This window comes from Gimesia chilikensis, from assembly GCF_008329715.1.
GTDB lineage: Bacteria > Planctomycetota > Planctomycetia > Planctomycetales > Planctomycetaceae > Gimesia > Gimesia chilikensis.
On sequence record NZ_VTSR01000006.1, the window covers coordinates 290,682 to 307,613 of the forward strand.

Consider the following 16,932-nt stretch of genomic DNA (forward strand, 5'->3'; position numbering starts at 1 on the left):
TTAAGACTCGAACAGGAATGTGTGAATGAATAATGGATGCTTGAGAGGGGCCGCGGCCTTATGCCTCTTCGGCCATTTCCCGCAGGACCGTTGCGATCAGTTCGCAGCCTTCCTCGACCTGCTCGGCGGTCACATTCAGAGCCGGCAACAGTCGAACGACGGTATCGTGCGTCGCGTTGATTAACAGGCCGCGTTCCATGCATTTGCCGACGGCGGGAGCAGAGGGGATATTCAGATCGACGCCGATCATCATCCCTTTGACGCGGACTTCGCGAATGATGGGAAGTTCCTGCTGAAGCTGTTCAAAGAACTGCTTGAACTTGTCGGACATGGCATGGCAGTTTTCCAGCAGATTCTGATCTTCGATCATCTGTCCCGTCGCCAGACCGGCAGCCATCGCCAGCGGGTTTCCGCCAAACGTGCTGGCGTGCATTCCAGGCCGCAGGCTGGGGGCAACCTCTTCTGTCGCAATCAGAGCCCCGGCAGCAACACCGCCGGCAATCCCTTTGGCCATCGTCATGATGTCGGGTTGTACGTCCCACTGCTGATAACCAAACCAGGTGCCGGTCCGTCCCATACTGGTCTGGACTTCATCGAAGATCAAAAGGCAGTTGGCTTCATCAGCGATTTTTCGCAGACCGGCCAGATAGCCTTGATCGGGGACATTCACGCCCCCTTCCCCCTGAACCGGTTCGACCATAATCGCACAGGTTTCGTCATCGACGAGGCTGGCGATCGCTTCGAGATCATTGAACGGAGCATAACGGAACCCGGCAACCAGCGGTCCCAGACCGGCATGGTACTTGGGCTGCGCTGTCGCGGTGACTGCAGCAAAGGTCCGCCCATGAAACCCGTTTTCGCAGGTAATGATCTTGGGCCGCTTACCGTCATAGTGCAGACGGGCCAGCTTGAGAGCCCCTTCATTTGCTTCCGCACCACTGTTACAGAAGAAGGCTTTTCCAAAGCTGCGACTACAGAGGAATTCTGCGAACCGTCCCTGAGCTTCGGTATACCAGGTGTTGGGAACATGAATCAGCCGGGAAACCTGATCCTGAATCGCAGAGACAACCGGTTCAGGACAATAGCCCAGAATGTTACAGCCCCAGCCGGGAAACAGGTCGAGATAACGGTTACCTTCCGCGTCCCAGACATAGCTCCCCTCGCCGCGTACCAGACTGATCGGGTAGCGACCGTAATTGGGGATCACATACTTGTCGAAGAGGGCAATCGTTTCCTGACTACTGGCATGTCCCGTTACTGACACTGAAACACCTCACTTGTAAGAGAAATCCGTAAATTCACAATATCGGTTTGATGGAAAGGAATTTTGACACTAATTCTTGAACTGAAGTTCGAAAAAAAAGCAAACTTTGACTCACCTGTGATTTCAGCAGTGAATCAGGCTTCCCTCCTGCAGCTGACAGCAGCGCAGAACGAAGCGGAAAATTATAGCAGAAGGCTTAAAATTTAGCAGCAATCCGGGAAAAAAGAATCGGATTACTCATCAAATATTCATCTAGCCTGCCTGGAGGATTTCCGCAACTTCTTTAGCAAAGTAGGTTAACACACCATCAGCCCCTGCCCGCTTGAAACAGAGCAGGCTCTCCAGCATGCATTTTTTGCGGTCCAGCCAGCCGTTCTGGGCGGCGGCAGAGATCATCGCATATTCCCCACTCACCTGATAAGCATAGGTGGGAACCTCAAATTCCGCTTTCACGCGGCGGACGATATCCAGGTAAGGCATTCCCGGCTTGACCATCACCATATCCGCCCCTTCACTGACATCCAGGTCCACTTCCCGCATCGCTTCGTCACTGTTGGCGGGGTCCATCTGATAGGTTCGCTTGTCCCCCGTTCCCAGGTTGGTCCCGGAACCGACGGCATCACGGAACGGGCCATAAAAGGCAGAGGCATATTTCGCCGCATATGCCATGATCTGCACGTGCTGAAAGCCGGCTTCGTCGAGGGCTTCTCGAATCGCCCCGATGCGGCCGTCCATCATGTCCGAAGGCGCGATGATATCGCAGCCCGCTTCCGCCTGCACTACAGCCTGCTGACAGAGAACGTCGATGGTCTCGTCATTGACCACGTATCCATCCTTAACGAGTCCATCCTGCCCGTGACTGGTGTAGGGATCCAGGGCGACATCGCAGAGAATCCCCAGATTCAGGTTTTGCTCTTTCAAAGCACGCACCGCCCGACAGACCAGGTTTTCAGGATTAAAGGCCTCTTCCCCCCCTTCGGTTTTCTTTGACGGATCGGTCGCAGGGAACAGGGCCAGAGCCGGGATCTGTAATGCTGCGGCCGCAGCAGCCTGTTCCACCAGATGATCGATGGTCAAGCGGTGGACTCCAGGCATGGAAGGAATCTCTGTTTTCTGGTTTTCGCCATCCTGAATAAAGACCGGCCAGATCAGATCATTTACTGAAAGCTGATTCTCGGAAACCAGGCGTCGTGACCAGTCGGTTCGACGATTCCGCCGCATACGTACCTGAGGATACATGAAAAACAGGGTCCTTCTTTATTTGAAGTCAGGGAATACCTATAAATTATAGATCGATTTCCTGATTATGGTCTAAAGAGCCTCGAATATAAAGGTACAGGCTCTTTTTAAATCTGGATGAGAGAACAGATTAGACCATTGCAATACCCCGAAAACTTCAATAGTGTATTAATTATATGTAGGGGATTTAACCCTCCCACCTTGCAGCTGAGATCACAGGTCCGACAGCCGACCTGTCGTCCTTCATCAGTGATACCACATTCTATAAAAGAACAGTGAGGATCTTCTATGCGAAGAATTAACATGGTGCTTGTCAGCTCCATTATGCTGTTATTCACAACGTCGCTTGCCTCTGCAGGCGACTGGGCGCATTGGCGCGGTCCGGAGCATAATGGGATCTCCCGTGAAACAAACCTCGTCGACGAGTGGTCCCTCGACGGTAAAAATGTGCTCTGGAAATCTGACATCGGTGGTCGGTCAGCCCCCATCGTATTGAATGGTCGCGTTTATCTGAATTGTCGCACCCACCACGATGTCACCGACCCCAAAGATAAAATCAATGCCCAGGAACAGGTCGTCTGCTGGGACGCCAAGACCGGCAAAGTAATCTGGAAAGATGTGTTCAACGTTTTCCAGACCGATATCCCTTCTCCCCGTGTCGGCTGGGCCAGCATGGTGGGTGATCCGGAAACTGGCAACGTCTATGTGCACTCTGTCAGTGGTCTGTTCCGCTGCTACTCATCTGATGGAAAAGTCCTCTGGGAAACATCACTGTCTGAAGACTACGGAAAGATTTCCGGTTACGGCGGACGAACCCAGACTCCCATCATTGATGAAAATCGTGTGATCGTCAGCTTCCTGCAACTCAACTGGGGTAAGACTGCTGCTCCACCACCAAAGCAGACTTACTACGCTTTCGATAAAAAGAGTGGCAAGCTGCTCTGGACAGCCGCTCCCGGCGGTGCTCCCTTCGACACCAACTATTCTGCTCCCATCGTGACTGTCATCGACGGCGTTCGTCAGTTGATTGCCGGTAATGCCGATGGTGGCTGCTACGGTATGAATGCCCGCACCGGAGAAAAGCTGTGGGGCTTCAGCATGTCAAAACGGGGTTTGAACTGTTCTCCCGTTGCTGACGGTAACCTGGTCTACATCACCCATGGTGAAGACAACATCGATAACGTGGAATTCGGTCGGGTGCAGTGCATCGACGCTTCCAAACGGGGCGACATCACCGAAACCGGCAATGTCTGGCGTGTCGACGGCATTAAAGCCGGCTATGCCAGTGTCCTTGTCAAAGACGGAATTCTGTATGTCGTCGCCGACACCGGTCAGATGTATGCATTTGACAGCAAGAACGGTAAGCAGCTCTGGACTCACAACCTCGGAACCGTTGGAAAAGGTTCTCCGGTCTGGGCAGACGGTAAGCTGTATGTGATGGAAGTCAACGGAAACATCTTTATCCTCAAACCGAGCCGCGAAAAATGTGAAGAACTGTCTCACGTCCAACTGCTGGCTCGCGTCGACAAAGGGATGGATGAAATTTACGCCTCTCCCGCAATTGCTAATGGTCGAATTTATTTCGTTACGCGTGACCGTACGATCTGTATCGGCGACGAATCGCTGAAGCCGAGCAGCGATCCGGTGCCTCCTCTGAAAGAAGAAAAACCGGTTCAGGATAAGATTGCCACCATTCAACTGGTGCCTTATGAAATTGCAGTTCCCCAGGGAGATAAGATCGATTATCAAATCCTGGCTTACGATGCCAACGGCCGCTTCATCAAAGAAGTAGAAGGGAAACTGACTCCCGGTCCCGGCATGGAACAGGCGAAAGTGGATGGCATGTCGGTCACCACTCCGAGTGACCTGAAATCACCCGCGGCAGGAACCATCTCTGTTCAAGTTGGTGATGCTACTGCCGAAGCCCGTCTGCGTGTCTTCCCACCTCTGCCCTGGAAGTATGACTTCGAAGGTATGAAAGGGAAACAGGTACCTGGCAGCTGGGTGAATGCGTTCCTCAAACTGCAGCCAAACGAGCTGGATGGCACCACGGCAATGAAAGCCAGCCCGGGTAAAGGTCGCCCCAGTGCCAGCGTCTGGCTTGGTCCCTCTGACATGAGCAAGCTGGCACCGAACGGTTACACTGTTCAGGCAGACGTGTTCATGAAGGAACAGAAACGTAAGCTGGCCAGTGTCGGCGTCACCGTGAATCGTTATGACCTGATCCTGAAAGGTAACTCGAGCAAGCTCGCAATCCAGAGTTGGGCTCCGCACCAGCGGATGGCCAAGGAAATCCGTTTCCGTTCTGATCCGGATGTCTGGTACACCATGAAGCTCAAAGTTGAGGTCAAAGATGGACAGGCAACGGTAAAAGGCAAAGTCTGGCCTCGTGAAAAACCGGAACCCGAAGAGTGGACCATCGAAACTGTCGATCCGCATGCGAATGAGAAGGGAAGCCCAGGGCTTTACCTCTACCGTCTCGCCGATGTTTACTTTGATAACGTCATTGTCTCTGAGGATAAATAATGAAAAAGATTCTATTACGATTTGCCCTGTTGAACTCATTTGCATGCTGTGCACTGCTGGCTTCCACAGGTTGTGAATCCCGCGATGCTGAGAAGCCGGAAGCGATGCCGGAAACAACGACGGACCTGGGTGGTTCTGCTCCGATTGAAGAAGCAGGTTCAACCACCGGTGGTGCCGGCGTGAATGTTCCGGAAGAAAAACCGGAGATGAAAAATTCAGAACCGGCTCTGGATCCTGATGGGAACCCCGTAAAGCCTGAGGCAGAAGCCAAGCCGAAAGCCGAGGAAAAGCCCAAAGCCGATCCTAAGCCAGAAAAGAAAGCTGAAGAAACCTCGCAGACCAAGCCTGAAGAAAAAACAGAACTGGTCAGCAAAGAGGCAAAATCCGATGCGAAAGTCGCAGGCGACTGGCCGATGTGGGGTGGAGATCCAACCCGAAACATGGTCAATAAAACCACTGGTATCTCTCTGAATTTCAAACCCGGCGAAGGGGATGATAAAGGCGAGAACATTGTCTGGGTCTCCAAACTGGGTTCACAAACTTACGGTAACCCGGTTGTGGCCAATGGACAGGTTTACGTCGGTACCAACAACGGCGGTAAGTATCGTCCACAGCACAAAGACGACCTCGGTGTCGTACTCTGCTTTGATGAGAAAACCGGTGACTTCAAATGGCAGCTCTCGCGAGAAAAACTGCCCCAGGGTCGAGTCAACGACTGGCCGGAACAGGGGATCTGTTCGACTCCCTGTATCGAAGGAGACCGTGTCTGGGTCGTTACCAACCGTTGCGAACTGATGTGCCTGGATGCGAATGGCTTCTACGACAACGAAAATGATGGCCCTTACAAGGATGAAAAGGACACCGACAAAACAGACGCCGACATTATCTGGAACCTGGATATGATCGAAGACCTGGGTGTCTTCCCGCATAACCTGGCAACCAGTTCGCCGGTCGTCCATGGTGACTATGTCTTCCTGCTGACATCGAACGGCGTTGACGAAGCTCACCTGGAAGTCCCTGCTCCGCGGGCTCCCTGTTTTCTGGCAATCAACAAAAACACCGGTGAGATCATCTGGGAAGACAATACTCCGTTCGACCAGATTCTGCACGGTCAGTGGTCATCACCCGCCATCGGCGTAGTGAATGGTCAGACCCAGGTTTACTTCCCCGGTGGCGATGGCTGGCTGTATGCCTTCACCCCTGAAGGTGATGGCGACGGTAATGCCAAACTGATCTGGAAATTCGACCTGAACCCCAAAGACTCCAAATGGGAACTGGGTGGTCGCGGTACCCGTAACGCAATCATCAGCACCCCAGTCTTCAAAGACAACAGTGTTGTTCTGGGTGTCGGACAGGACCCGGAGCACGGTGAAGGGGTCGGCCATATCTACCGCATTGATGCCACCAAGAAAGGTGATATCAGCCCACAGATCTCTGATGGTAAAGAAGGCTGGAAAGAAAACCCGAACTCGGGCCAGATCTGGCACTACGGTGGTGAAGACACCGATGGTAAGCTGACCGGCAAGAAAGGTGAGCTGCTTTACCGTCGAACGATGTCAACTGTCGGGATCGAAGACGGACTGGTTTATGCACCAGACCTGAGTGGTTTCGTACACTGCCTCGATTTCGCAACCGGTAAACGCTACTGGGAATACGACATGTTTGCCGCCTGCTGGGGATCCCCCATGGTGGTTGATGGAAAAGTATTCATTGGAAACGAAGATGGAATGCTGATCATTCTCAAAGCCGGCAAGGAAAAGAAACTGCTGGAAGAGAAGACCTTCAATTCCTCAATCTACAGTACACCCACGATCGCCAACGGACATATGTTCGTTTCTGACCGTTCCCGGCTGTACAAGATCAAAGTAACTGAATAATAAGCAGTTACGACGATCAACTAAACCTGAAAAGCAGAAGTCTTCCCGCGAAGGCTTCTGCTTTTTTCTTGCGCCTCTGAAATTCGGTTTTGACATAAATTCACTTTTTTGATACACCCCGCTCACCATTCCCACACCGCCCCTGCGACAGGCAGGGGGGACTCACCAAATCTGAGCAATCTCACCAGCTGGAAACGACGTCTGTCTAACTGGCGAAACGGGTATCAAATCATTCATGTCACCTGCCATTATTGTCGTCCCCTGTTATAACGAAGAGAAACGGTTAGAGATCCTCCAGTTCCGTAAGCATGTCGCGCGGCACCCGGAGCACTCTTTTCTGTTCGTTAACGATGGCAGTTCTGATCGCACCGCGCTGATCCTGGATGATTTGCATGCTGCTGATCCCGACCACTTTGACGTTTTACATCTTTCCCACAATCAGGGAAAGGCAGAGGCAGTCCGCCAGGGAATGCAGCAGGCATTGCAAGCTGGTGTGGAATACGCAGGTTTCTGGGACGCAGATCTTGCTACCCCCCTGGAATTCATTCCGGATTTTGTCGCGCAGCTGGAACAGATGCCTGAACGATCCATGGTTCTGGGTGCCCGCGTCAAACTGCTGGGACGGCAGATTGAAAGAAAACAGCTGAGGCATTACCTGGGCCGCATCTTTGCAACTTCGGCGTCTACAGTATTACGACTGCCCATTTATGATACACAGTGCGGTGCAAAACTGTTTCGTGTCACGCGGGAAAACCAGAGTCTGTTTGCCACACGTTTTCTCACCAACTGGATCTTCGATGTGGAGTTGCTGGCAAGGTCGCGGCAGTTGGAGCGGTTCTTTGGATGCCCCAGGCTGGAAGACACCGTCTATGAACTGCCCCTGACCAGTTGGCGGGATGTGGCAGGCTCTAAAGTGAAGCCTCACGATTTTTTCAAAGCGTTTTTTGAGCTCTGCACCATTTATTGGCGCTATCTGCGTCCTTCTCTGAAATCGCCCTTCACTCAGCTGCCGGCTCAGGTTGAAACGCAGTCGAAGCGCAAAGCAGCATAAGCCGCACAAGTCAGAGATCAGTCACTGTGAATATTAAACCACTTTTTACAGTAACTGCACTTCACATCTCCATGAGGTGAAACGTCCGACTCTTCCCCAATCGGTGCATTGCAGTGCGGGCAGGCATAGCTGCTGCGTTTCTGCTTCTTGCTGGAGGATGGTTTCCGGATAGCCCTGACCCCGGTCAGACGGCTGCCCCTGGCGGTGAGCGACCTGAAAGCCGTGAAGCCACCGACCATCACAAAGGGGATCGAGATCAAAGAACCAATGATGCGAAAAAACAAGGGTGGCGAATGGAATCCACCGAAGGGTTGAGACCACAGAAAGGTGATCAGCGTCAGACCAATTCCACCAAAAACACAGCCAATCACGACCCCGACCAGACGGGCTCCCGGTGAAATATTCTGCTGACGCTCTTCCTGCTCGCTCATGATTCTCCCTGAATTGTTGCCTCAACTGACGGTAAGCGGGGTTGAGACTATTCCGCCTCGACTTCCTGTGACATGACTTCCCGATATGCGATATCCTGCAGCAGGGCATAACGGACGATATTCAAAGCCAGGTTCACTGCATCCTGGGGCACATAACCGGCACAGGCGACCGACGCCTGCTGCTCCAGGGCACAGCTGATATCGTACTTACTATATATTACAGCCAGGTGCCCATCAATTTCAATTCCTTCAAGCAGCGGTTCAACGACCAGGGTTTCCGCTTTTAGCGGCTGGTTTACATCGTTGACTTCCATCTGGCGACGACGCACGCGGCGCACGTCATATCCGGTCTGCTCCGAAAACAGAGGGTGATCGACGGGAATGCGTTTTAACTGTTTGGTTGGAAACATTTCCTGCATCAGTTGACGAAAGCTTTTATCGAAAGGCTGTGCGCCACAACAGGCATCAGCAAAAAGCACCGCGCCATTATCCAAGGCCTGTTTCAGGGTCGACTGTTCCGTTTTAGAGAGGCTGAACTGGCTTCTGCCATGCATGTACAGCAGCGGGTACTGCATCAGATTAGGATCGCTGGCCGGCAGACTGGGCGTTTTCGTGGAAGCGATCATTCCCGCATTTTGATTCAGAGCCTTGAGCAGATTAGTCAAAGCCCGTGGTGCCGCATCCCAGGTGCCGTTATGACGGATCTTGGCGATCTGCAGAAAGCCCCGTTCGACCTGATTCTGCAAACCGTTCTCACTGGCCAGTTCTTCCTGGTCAAGTTTGTTTGGTGGTTCTCGACCTGTCGCATATGCAATCACGTTGGTTCCGATCCGGACAGCACGCGTGATCATGGAAGTTGCTTTCACCGGCCGATCCTGAGAGGGGAACCGCATCCATTTGTCCCAGAGACAGGCCAGGTCGTCAGGGCAGTAGATAATGGAAGTCCGGCAGCCGACATCGACTCCATAGAGTTCGACACTATCCGCATCGAGCAGATATTCGCAGCGAAAGACGGGATGTTCAGCCGTCAGCCGTTTCAGCTGGACTTCCCCCTGCGGATACATTTTTTTGATCAGCTCTCGAAAACCACGATCAAAGCCAGCCCCGTTACAGTTATCAACGGCAAAGATAAAGCCCCCCTGCTCCACAAACTGTTTGAGCATGTTAACCTCAGGTACTCCAAACTGGGGATCTTCCTGACCACTGATAAACAGCACAGGAGCCTGCCGGAGAACCTGTACGCCGCCCCCCTGAATCGCCAGGTCGAGATTTACGGTCTGCCAAGTCAGCAGTTTCGGCCAGTCAGGGCGTCCGGAAAGCGCATCGGTCAGATTCAGAATATCATTCTGATGATGATTCCAGTTTGGAATGGTTCCCGGCTGCAGTTTTACCTGTCCCTCGGTTTTGTACTCCAGCTTATTGATCAAGACCGGGGCCAGGCCTTTGGAGAGAAAGAGCAGAACAAAGCTGGTTCCCAATACGGGATCGGATTCCAACTGGCCGGCACCACGCCATGAGCCATCCCGCACCGACTGTCTCTGAGTCAGAAATGCGGCCCCTTCCCGATACCAGTCATGTTTGCCAAAGAAGCGGGTACCGCTCAAGCGTCCCGCACGTTCCAGACCATACAGATAATAAAGCAGCCAGGAGTTGACTCCCGGATTGGTCCCCACGGAAAAATGGGTGGTCATCCAGTGAATGGCCCGTTCGATTGATTTGTCTTCTTCTTTTTGATCACAGCAGACAGGAGTACCATCGGGATTCAGTTCCAGGTCGTCTCCCAGCATCGAATTGACGATCACCATGGTAGCGATCCCCGCGACGGTCATACTGCCTCGACTCGCCCCGGCGTTGGACTGATAGCCCCAGCCTCCATCGCCACTTTGCTGTGTAGACCAATACTGTTTGATGAGTTTCCAGGTCTTCTGGCTGACTGGTACCCCCGCATGCACGGCATCCCGCAGAGCGAGTACCGCGTATTGACTGTTACTACGATCGGCAACTCCAGCTCCTCCAATGGCCATCCCGGGTCCGTAACTCCAGCCTCCCGCATCAGGCCCGGTCGTCACCTGACTTTTCTCAAGTCGCGCCACCAGGGACTGAATCAGAGGTAAATCCCGTTTGCCATCTTTAGCGGCTGCCAGCGCCATAATCATCAGGCTGGTCTGGTAGGTTCCCCTGGGTTCCGGGGCGCGGAGGGTTCTGAGGTATTTGAGACCACGCTGGACGGGCTCATCATCAGCAGTCATGCCACAGTTGATGATGGCCATCAGAGCCAGACAGCTGACGCCGGGAGTATAATTCTTCCCCGGACCGGACCAGGAACCATCGCCCTGCTGTTCCTGCAGCAGAAAGGCTTTTCCACGCTCGATGGATTCCAGTACCGCCTTGGCTGACAATTCCTGTCCCTGCGCAAAAACAGCTCTGCTGGAGAACAACATGAGGGAAATGCATAGGACTGCTGTTAACGTCCAGCGCAACGCCCGATACGCTCTACGATAATGCGGAAAATCCATTACGTTTCACTTTCGATTCCGAAGTTCATCACTGGTTCAGAGCCTGCGCAGCCCCTTCTCTCCAGAACTGTGTCCGGAAACTGATTTGTTTAAATATTATGCATTCTTACCAGATATTTTACCTATTCCAGATGAATTGTTTGATTTTTCACCCGTCTCGCTGATTGTATCATATTTGCGTTCGCAAGTCAGCGGGTCTCTGTTTCTCTCGGGATTGAAGATGGCTATAATTACCAAGACTGACTGCGTATTTTCACACGGACTGAAGGCTGTCCGCATTGATGATCGATGCCGGTCAGCCTTTTGAGTCAGTCAGGCCTGAACCACGAGACAGAATGGAAATCCCTTGGCTACCGAAAAACGCGACTTTGACGAATTTCTGGAGAAACTCAAACGTCACCATGACGTGATGGTGGACGAACTGCATAAGGTCGTGATCGGCCAGGATGATGTGATCGAGCAGATCCTTGCAGCCATTTTCACAGGGGGGCACTGTCTGCTGGTCGGGGTTCCTGGACTCGCTAAAACCCTGCTGGTAAGTACCATTGCCCGCATTCTGGATTGTGATTTCAAACGAATCCAGTTTACCCCCGACCTGATGCCTTCAGACATTACCGGTACCAACGTGCTGGAAGAGGAAGAATCGGGCCGTCGCTCGTTCCGATTTGTCCAGGGCCCTGTATTTACCAACATTCTGCTGGCTGATGAAATCAACCGAACTCCGCCTAAGACACAGGCTGCCTTACTGCAGTCGATGCAGGAGCGGGAAGTGACGGTGGGGCAGACCACCTATGATCTGCCGGAACCGTTTTTTGTGATCGCCACCCAGAACCCGATCGAACAGGAAGGAACTTACCCCCTCCCGGAAGCACAGCTCGACCGATTCATGTTTAACATCAAGGTGGAGTATCCGAACCTGGAAGAGGAAGAACAGATTCTGGCAGCCACCAGCTCCAGCGAGAAACCGGAAATTCGCAAAGTCCTTTCGGCCAAGTCGATTTTATATCTACAGCGGCAGATCAACATGATCGAAGTCGGCCCGCTGACAATCAATTACGTTACGCGACTGGTCCGTGCGACTCGGCCCAGTGACGGCTCTGCGCCAGCCTTCATCAAGCAGATGGTTGACTGGGGAGCCGGCCCCCGTGCCGGCCAGTATCTAATCGCGGGAGGCAAAGCCATTGCCGCCATGGACGGTCGTGCGAGCGTCTCATTGAATGATATTCGTCGCGTGGCGGTCCCCGTACTCCGTCATCGTATTTCCACGAACTTCCAGGCGCAGGCCGAGGGGATGGTCACCGAGGATATCATCGGACGTCTGCTGGAAGAAATTCCGGAACCCAACATTCCCAAGTATGAGTGAAGCGCGAATTTCAGTAGGCAGTCAGCTCTGCAGAATCGTTGAGTTGATGCTGCAATACCTTCTGGATTTTGGCCCGTAGATTACGAATTTTGATCGGCTGAACGAGAATCCGGGAGCGATCAGTCTTCTTCAGCGTTTTCTTGATCGCGGCATTCTTCTCTGACAGAACCAGGATGGCTGCCAGATCCGGATCCATGGCGAGTGCCTGCTTGAAGGCTTCGACACACCCTTCGCCGATGGAATCTTCCATGAAGACAATGCAGTCGGGGGCATTGTCTTTCACCCGCTGCATGGCCCGATCCAGGTCACTTAAAATCAGGACGCGGTAACCGTGTTTGGTCAGGTAATCCCGCAAGACATCCTGGTGCTTGGAACGATTCTCGATACACAGGATCGTCGGCGGAGCGATTGCCATTTTCAGATCCTGCTCTGCACTCGCTTTGACATCAGCAGTTGTCTGTGGTTTCGGTGTCTCTTCCGCTCCACTGAGCTGAGCACGGACTTCCAGGAGATCCTGAACCGCTTCGGTCGCTGTCTGATACCGAACCTGTGGCAGATAGGCCATCAGTTTTTCCAGAACGTCTACAACGGCTTCAGGCAGATCGGGCTCGATCGTAGTAATCGAAGGAACCTGTGAGTAGCGGGTCGGCCGCTTACGTTCCTCGATATCTTTCGTGCGTGGGAAAGGAGGCTTACCGCAGAGAAGTTCGTAAAAGATGGTGCCCACAAAATAGAGATCGCTACGGGGGTCATTTCGGGGAGCCCCTGTTGACTTTTCCAGCGTCCCGTATTCGACGGCGCGCTGATGCGCTTCACCAGCACCGGCGGCATCATCTTCACCAGCCAGACCAAAGTCGATCAGCTTGGCCACTCCCTGAATCGACATGAGCACGTTGGTCGCTTTCATGTCGCGGTGCGTGTACCCCAGACGGTTGGCGTACTCCAGCCCTTCGCAGATATCGATGGTGTAATTGACGGCTTCCAGGGGAGAGAGCTTTTTGCGGATAGTGATAAAGTCCCGCAGATTTCCACCTTCCACAAACTCCATGGTGAAATAGTGAATATCGTCCTGCACGCCGACATCGAAAATCTCTACGATGTTTTTATGCTTGAATTGCTTGCAGACTTCTGCTTCCCGGCGAAACATTTTTATGTTATCGGGATCCTGAGCCCAGCGTTGCCGAAGAACTTTGACGCCAATCATGCGTCCATCTTCCAGAGATTCTGCGCGATAGACGCGGGCAAAACTTCCGGAGGCGTTCTGGTACATCAGCTTGTTACCGCCCAGAACGAGCCCTTCTAACTCATTGTTTTTCAGTCGACTGGCCTGAAACGAGGTGATCAGGTTTTTGCGTTCCAGTAACCGAATCAGTTGATCGTCATCAGCTGCTTTGTCCTGAAGTTCCTGCAGGCAGGCGTCCATCTCGTCTGGTTTGACGAGCTTCAGATCAATCAGCTGCGCACTGAGTTTCTTTTTGCGCGACTTCTTATTGAAAAAAATCATTCGTAGTCCATGCCCTGTTGATGCACACCAGGCAAAGAATCGTTACTCAGCAAACAAATAAGTACGGTGGCTACACATGACTGATCGATGTGCCTGCCCAAAACTGGCGAATCAGAAAAATGAATAACTCGTTTGGACTGAGATCCGACTACCGGGTACCATCCCAATTAGAATTGCGAGCCCGAAAATAATAATAAAACAAAGGCCCTCAAATAGACACAAAATTCCGTTGATGAAAGTTTGATGTCTGAAATATGAATATCAAATTATAACATTGGAAATGGCGGAAGGGAATCAGTGAACACGCGAGCAGAAAATTATTTTGACTTTTTCTGAGGTGAAATAAGCGTATTCGTTTTAAGCAGCACAATTTCAGGAATTGACGAGCAGTGTGCCGTATTTGACGGAACCGCAGGATAGAACGGTCTGGATATTCATCCGGGATCCCGCTCCTTCGTAGTGGAAGAGAATCAGATCGGCCCGGGAACCGACTTCCAGCTTGATTTCTTCAAACCCAAGCAGTCGAGCAGGGTTCAAGCCAGCCATGTCGAGAGATTCCTGCAGAGTGATTCCAGCCATGTCGATGGCGGTGGTGACGCAGGTATCGGTCTCCAGACCGGAGCCGGCGAGTAACTGCCGCTGACCGGCGATGACGATTGGGCCATCTTCTAGGACTTCCATCTTAACGGAACCTTCATCGTAGATTCCGGGGGGAGACCCGGCCAGACCTGAGGCGTCGCAGGTAATTACGACATTCTCGACACCTTTGGTTTTGATAATGGTTCTGACCACACTGGCGGGCAGGTGATGTCCGTCTGTGATGATGCTGGCCATCAGGCGCGGTTCACCCAGCTGCTCCCAGATGTAATTCGGGTGGCGACGCAGGGTTCCATGTGCGCCATTGCCCAGGTGAGTACTCAGGCGAGCCCCTGCATCAACGGCTTCGGTAATCTGTTCGGGTTCTGCAGCAGTATGCCCAATGGAGACAACAACCCCTGAGGCAACGGCTTTTTTGATAAAGGGGATGGCGTTATCGACTTCAGGAGCCAGTGTAATCAGACGAATGCGATTTCCGGAAATCTCCTGCAGGCGGCTGAATTCATCCCAGTCGGCAGGGCGAACCTGATCCAGAGGATGAGCACCACGGGGTCCCTGGATCGGCGAAATGAAGGGACCTTCCAGATGACAACCGGGAACCATCTGCTCCACCCAGTCGTTTTCTTCACACGCCTGACGAATGGCAGAGAAGCCGCTGACGTAGTCTTCGTAGGAACTCGTAATCAGTGTGGGACAGAGACGGGTGATGCCGTACTGGTAATGTTTCTCCATCACCTGGCAGACTTCATCCGAAGTCAGACCTGGTTTGTTGAACCAGATACCACCGTGGCCATTGATCTGCAAATCAAACATTGATGGAGCAATGAAAGGCAGTCCGGCTGCTTCTGAATCAGGCAGCAGCTCAATCGAAGAGATCTTGTTTCCCTTGATCTTCACACTGACAGCCTCAAATGTATCGTATCTTCGTCCGACTAACTCCATCAATTGCCTCGAGCTCTAAAACAATTTGTAAAAGAAAATATTGGGTTCACGAATGAGCGGCTAGCTAAGGTTTATTTAAACTTAGAAAGTATAAGAAATGCACCTCAATGTCAAAAAAAGAATTTTCTCAACACTGCCTTATACCATGAAATTCATGCAATTTACAGTGCGAGAATCTATGTTTATGTATCGCAGGAAAATTCTATGTATTTTTTGAGGGAAACGGGTGTTTTACCGCGCCTGAATGAGTAGAATTGATAGTAAAAATTATATTTGTTCAGTAATTCAACACCCGTAGGGGAACTGAGTGCCTTCATGTATCTGAAAATGGCCAAACGCGTCTTAATGGAAACAGACAAAAGACTTGTCTGGAAACTGGCTTACAATTTCGGTTTCAAAGGCGCCCTCTCGGTTCACAAACATAAAAAACGCCTGAAACGCGGTGAGTTCTTCCCCCCCTTCCTCTATGTCTCGGTAATTAACAGCTGCAACCTGCGTTGCCAGGGCTGCTGGGTCGATGTCGCCGCCAAACAGGAAAAGATAGATGTCGAGGCGATGTCAAAGCTGATCGGCGAAGCCAAAGAAATGGGGAACTCCTTCTTCGGCATCCTGGGGGGTGAGCCCTTCATGCATCCTCAGTTGCTGGAAATTCTGGAACGTCACCCCGACTGCTACTTCCAGATTTTCACGAACGGACAGTTCATTACCGACGAGATCGCAAAGAAGCTGCGAAAACTCGGCAACGCGACTCCGCTGATCAGCGTTGAAGGGAACGAGATCATCAGCAATGAGCGTCGCGGGCGGAGCGATGTCTACAACAAAACGATGCAGGGAATTCAGAACTGCCTGAATAACAAACTGCTCACCGGTGTCTGCACCAGCTTATGCAAGTCGAACATTGATGACCTGCTGACTGAAGAATGGGTCGACAAGCTGATTGACATGGGGGTCATGTATACCTGGTACCACATTTACCGTGTCGCCGGCCCCGATCCGAACCCGGAACTGGCGCTCTCTCCGGAAGAGCAGTTGCGAGCCCGCAAATTCGTTGTGGATATTCGGGCCCGTAAACCGATTGGAGTGATCGACGCCTACTTTGATCACGATGGAACCGCACTCTGTCCGGCAGCGACCGGCCTCAGCCATCACATCAATCCCTGGGGCGATATTGAACCTTGCCCCGTGATTCAGTTCGCCACTGATTCCATCCACGATGAATCCAAAACACTGAAAGAAAAATTCGTGCAGTCGGAGTTCCTCAAAGACTTCCGACATGTCGTTCAGCAGAACACGCGTGGCTGTATCATTCTGGAGCGGCCCGATCTGCTCGAAGATCTGGTTAAAAAGCATGGTGCCAAAGATTCCACATTCCGGAAACAGGCGATGCAGGAACTACAGAATCTGGAAACGCGCACTTCCCAATATTCACCCGGGAATGAAGTTCCCGAGAAGAGTTGGGTCTACCGCATTGCCAAGAAATTCTTCTTCAACGATTTCGGCGTCTACCAGGGAACGGACCATAGCCAGACTGCAGCTCCCGGAATCCTGGCGAATCGCAGTGAGTCAACCACTCCCGGAAATCCTCCCGATTTCATTCCCCTGGAAGCGTTGAAATAACAGCA

The 16,932-nt window shown here is 52.2% G+C and carries 11 protein-coding genes; 5 read left to right on the forward strand and 6 right to left on the reverse strand.

The features are described 5' to 3' along the window. Positions 1-58 precede the first annotated feature (58 nt). Both FYZ48_RS08300 and hemB read right to left on the reverse strand, forming a co-directional pair. On the reverse strand, positions 59-1,264 hold the full coding sequence (locus FYZ48_RS08300) for an aspartate aminotransferase family protein (protein WP_145042513.1): 1,206 nt from the start codon (positions 1,262-1,264) through the stop codon (positions 59-61). A gap of 252 nt (positions 1,265-1,516) precedes the next feature. Continuing rightward, positions 1,517-2,503 (reverse strand): porphobilinogen synthase, encoded by a 987-nt coding sequence (hemB, locus tag FYZ48_RS08305; protein WP_149339274.1) that lies wholly within the window; start codon positions 2,501-2,503, stop codon positions 1,517-1,519. A gap of 288 nt (positions 2,504-2,791) precedes the next feature. On the opposite strand from hemB, the gene FYZ48_RS08310 reads away from it, so the two are divergent. The 3 genes from FYZ48_RS08310 (at position 2,792) to FYZ48_RS08320 (ending at position 7,957) form a co-directional block, all read left to right on the forward strand. Beyond that, positions 2,792-5,029, forward strand: coding sequence for an outer membrane protein assembly factor BamB family protein (locus tag FYZ48_RS08310; RefSeq protein WP_242022489.1), 2,238 nt, complete (start codon positions 2,792-2,794; stop codon positions 5,027-5,029). Beyond that, entirely contained in the window at positions 5,029-6,906 is a 1,878-nt protein-coding gene (locus FYZ48_RS08315; protein ID WP_149339276.1) for an outer membrane protein assembly factor BamB family protein, read from the forward strand. The genes FYZ48_RS08310 and FYZ48_RS08315 overlap by 1 nt, the downstream gene beginning before the upstream one ends. 235 nt (positions 6,907-7,141) lie before the next feature. Then, a complete protein-coding gene (locus tag FYZ48_RS08320; RefSeq protein WP_149339278.1) occupies positions 7,142-7,957 on the forward strand; it encodes a glycosyltransferase in 816 nt (271 codons plus the stop codon). A 17-nt stretch (positions 7,958-7,974) separates the two neighbouring features. Here FYZ48_RS08320 and FYZ48_RS08325 read toward each other — a convergent pair whose 3' ends face one another. Next, positions 7,975-8,388 carry a hypothetical protein gene (locus FYZ48_RS08325; protein WP_149339280.1) on the reverse strand — a complete coding sequence of 138 codons (414 nt, stop codon included), beginning with the start codon at positions 8,386-8,388 and terminating at the stop codon, positions 7,975-7,977. Between the two features lie 47 nt (positions 8,389-8,435). Then, the gene (locus FYZ48_RS08330) at positions 8,436-10,787 is read right to left on the reverse strand and encodes a DUF4159 domain-containing protein (protein ID WP_242022491.1); all 2,352 of its coding nucleotides are present in this window, start codon (positions 10,785-10,787) and stop codon (positions 8,436-8,438) included. 463 nt (positions 10,788-11,250) lie between these two features. Here FYZ48_RS08330 and FYZ48_RS08335 point away from each other — a divergent pair, with 463 nt between their 5' ends. Then, positions 11,251-12,267, forward strand: a complete 1,017-nt coding sequence (locus FYZ48_RS08335; RefSeq protein ID WP_187781926.1) for an AAA family ATPase — start codon at positions 11,251-11,253, stop codon at positions 12,265-12,267. A gap of 10 nt (positions 12,268-12,277) precedes the next feature. Here the strand turns inward: FYZ48_RS08335 and FYZ48_RS08340 are convergent, their stop codons facing one another. Beyond that, entirely contained in the window at positions 12,278-13,771 is a 1,494-nt protein-coding gene (locus FYZ48_RS08340) for a protein kinase domain-containing protein (RefSeq protein ID WP_149339284.1), read from the reverse strand. A 372-nt stretch (positions 13,772-14,143) separates the two neighbouring features. Beyond that, complete coding sequence (locus tag FYZ48_RS08345; RefSeq protein ID WP_145189256.1) at positions 14,144-15,310, reverse strand: N-acetylglucosamine-6-phosphate deacetylase; 1,167 nt, start codon at positions 15,308-15,310, stop codon at positions 14,144-14,146. A gap of 315 nt (positions 15,311-15,625) precedes the next feature. Here FYZ48_RS08345 and FYZ48_RS08350 point away from each other — a divergent pair, with 315 nt between their 5' ends. Further along, positions 15,626-16,927: a radical SAM protein gene (locus FYZ48_RS08350; RefSeq protein WP_145189259.1), complete on the forward strand. Its 1,302-nt coding sequence runs from the start codon at positions 15,626-15,628 to the stop codon at positions 16,925-16,927. Positions 16,928-16,932 lie beyond the last annotated feature (5 nt).

Excerpts from the sequence above, each read along its gene's own strand:
- hemB (WP_149339274.1), bottom strand. The coding sequence starts at position 2,503 with ATGTATCCTCAGGTACGTATGCGGCGGAATCGTCGAACCGACTGGTCA.
- FYZ48_RS08345 (WP_145189256.1), bottom strand. The coding sequence starts at position 15,310 with ATGGAGTTAGTCGGACGAAGATACGATACATTTGAGGCTGTCAGTGTG.
- FYZ48_RS08325 (WP_149339280.1), bottom strand. The coding sequence starts at position 8,388 with ATGAGCGAGCAGGAAGAGCGTCAGCAGAATATTTCACCGGGAGCCCGT.
- FYZ48_RS08350 (WP_145189259.1), top strand. The coding sequence starts at position 15,626 with ATGTATCTGAAAATGGCCAAACGCGTCTTAATGGAAACAGACAAAAGA.
- FYZ48_RS08340 (WP_149339284.1), bottom strand. The coding sequence starts at position 13,771 with ATGATTTTTTTCAATAAGAAGTCGCGCAAAAAGAAACTCAGTGCGCAG.
- FYZ48_RS08310 (WP_242022489.1), top strand. The coding sequence starts at position 2,792 with ATGCGAAGAATTAACATGGTGCTTGTCAGCTCCATTATGCTGTTATTC.
- FYZ48_RS08315 (WP_149339276.1), top strand. The coding sequence starts at position 5,029 with ATGAAAAAGATTCTATTACGATTTGCCCTGTTGAACTCATTTGCATGC.
- FYZ48_RS08320 (WP_149339278.1), top strand. The coding sequence starts at position 7,142 with ATGTCACCTGCCATTATTGTCGTCCCCTGTTATAACGAAGAGAAACGG.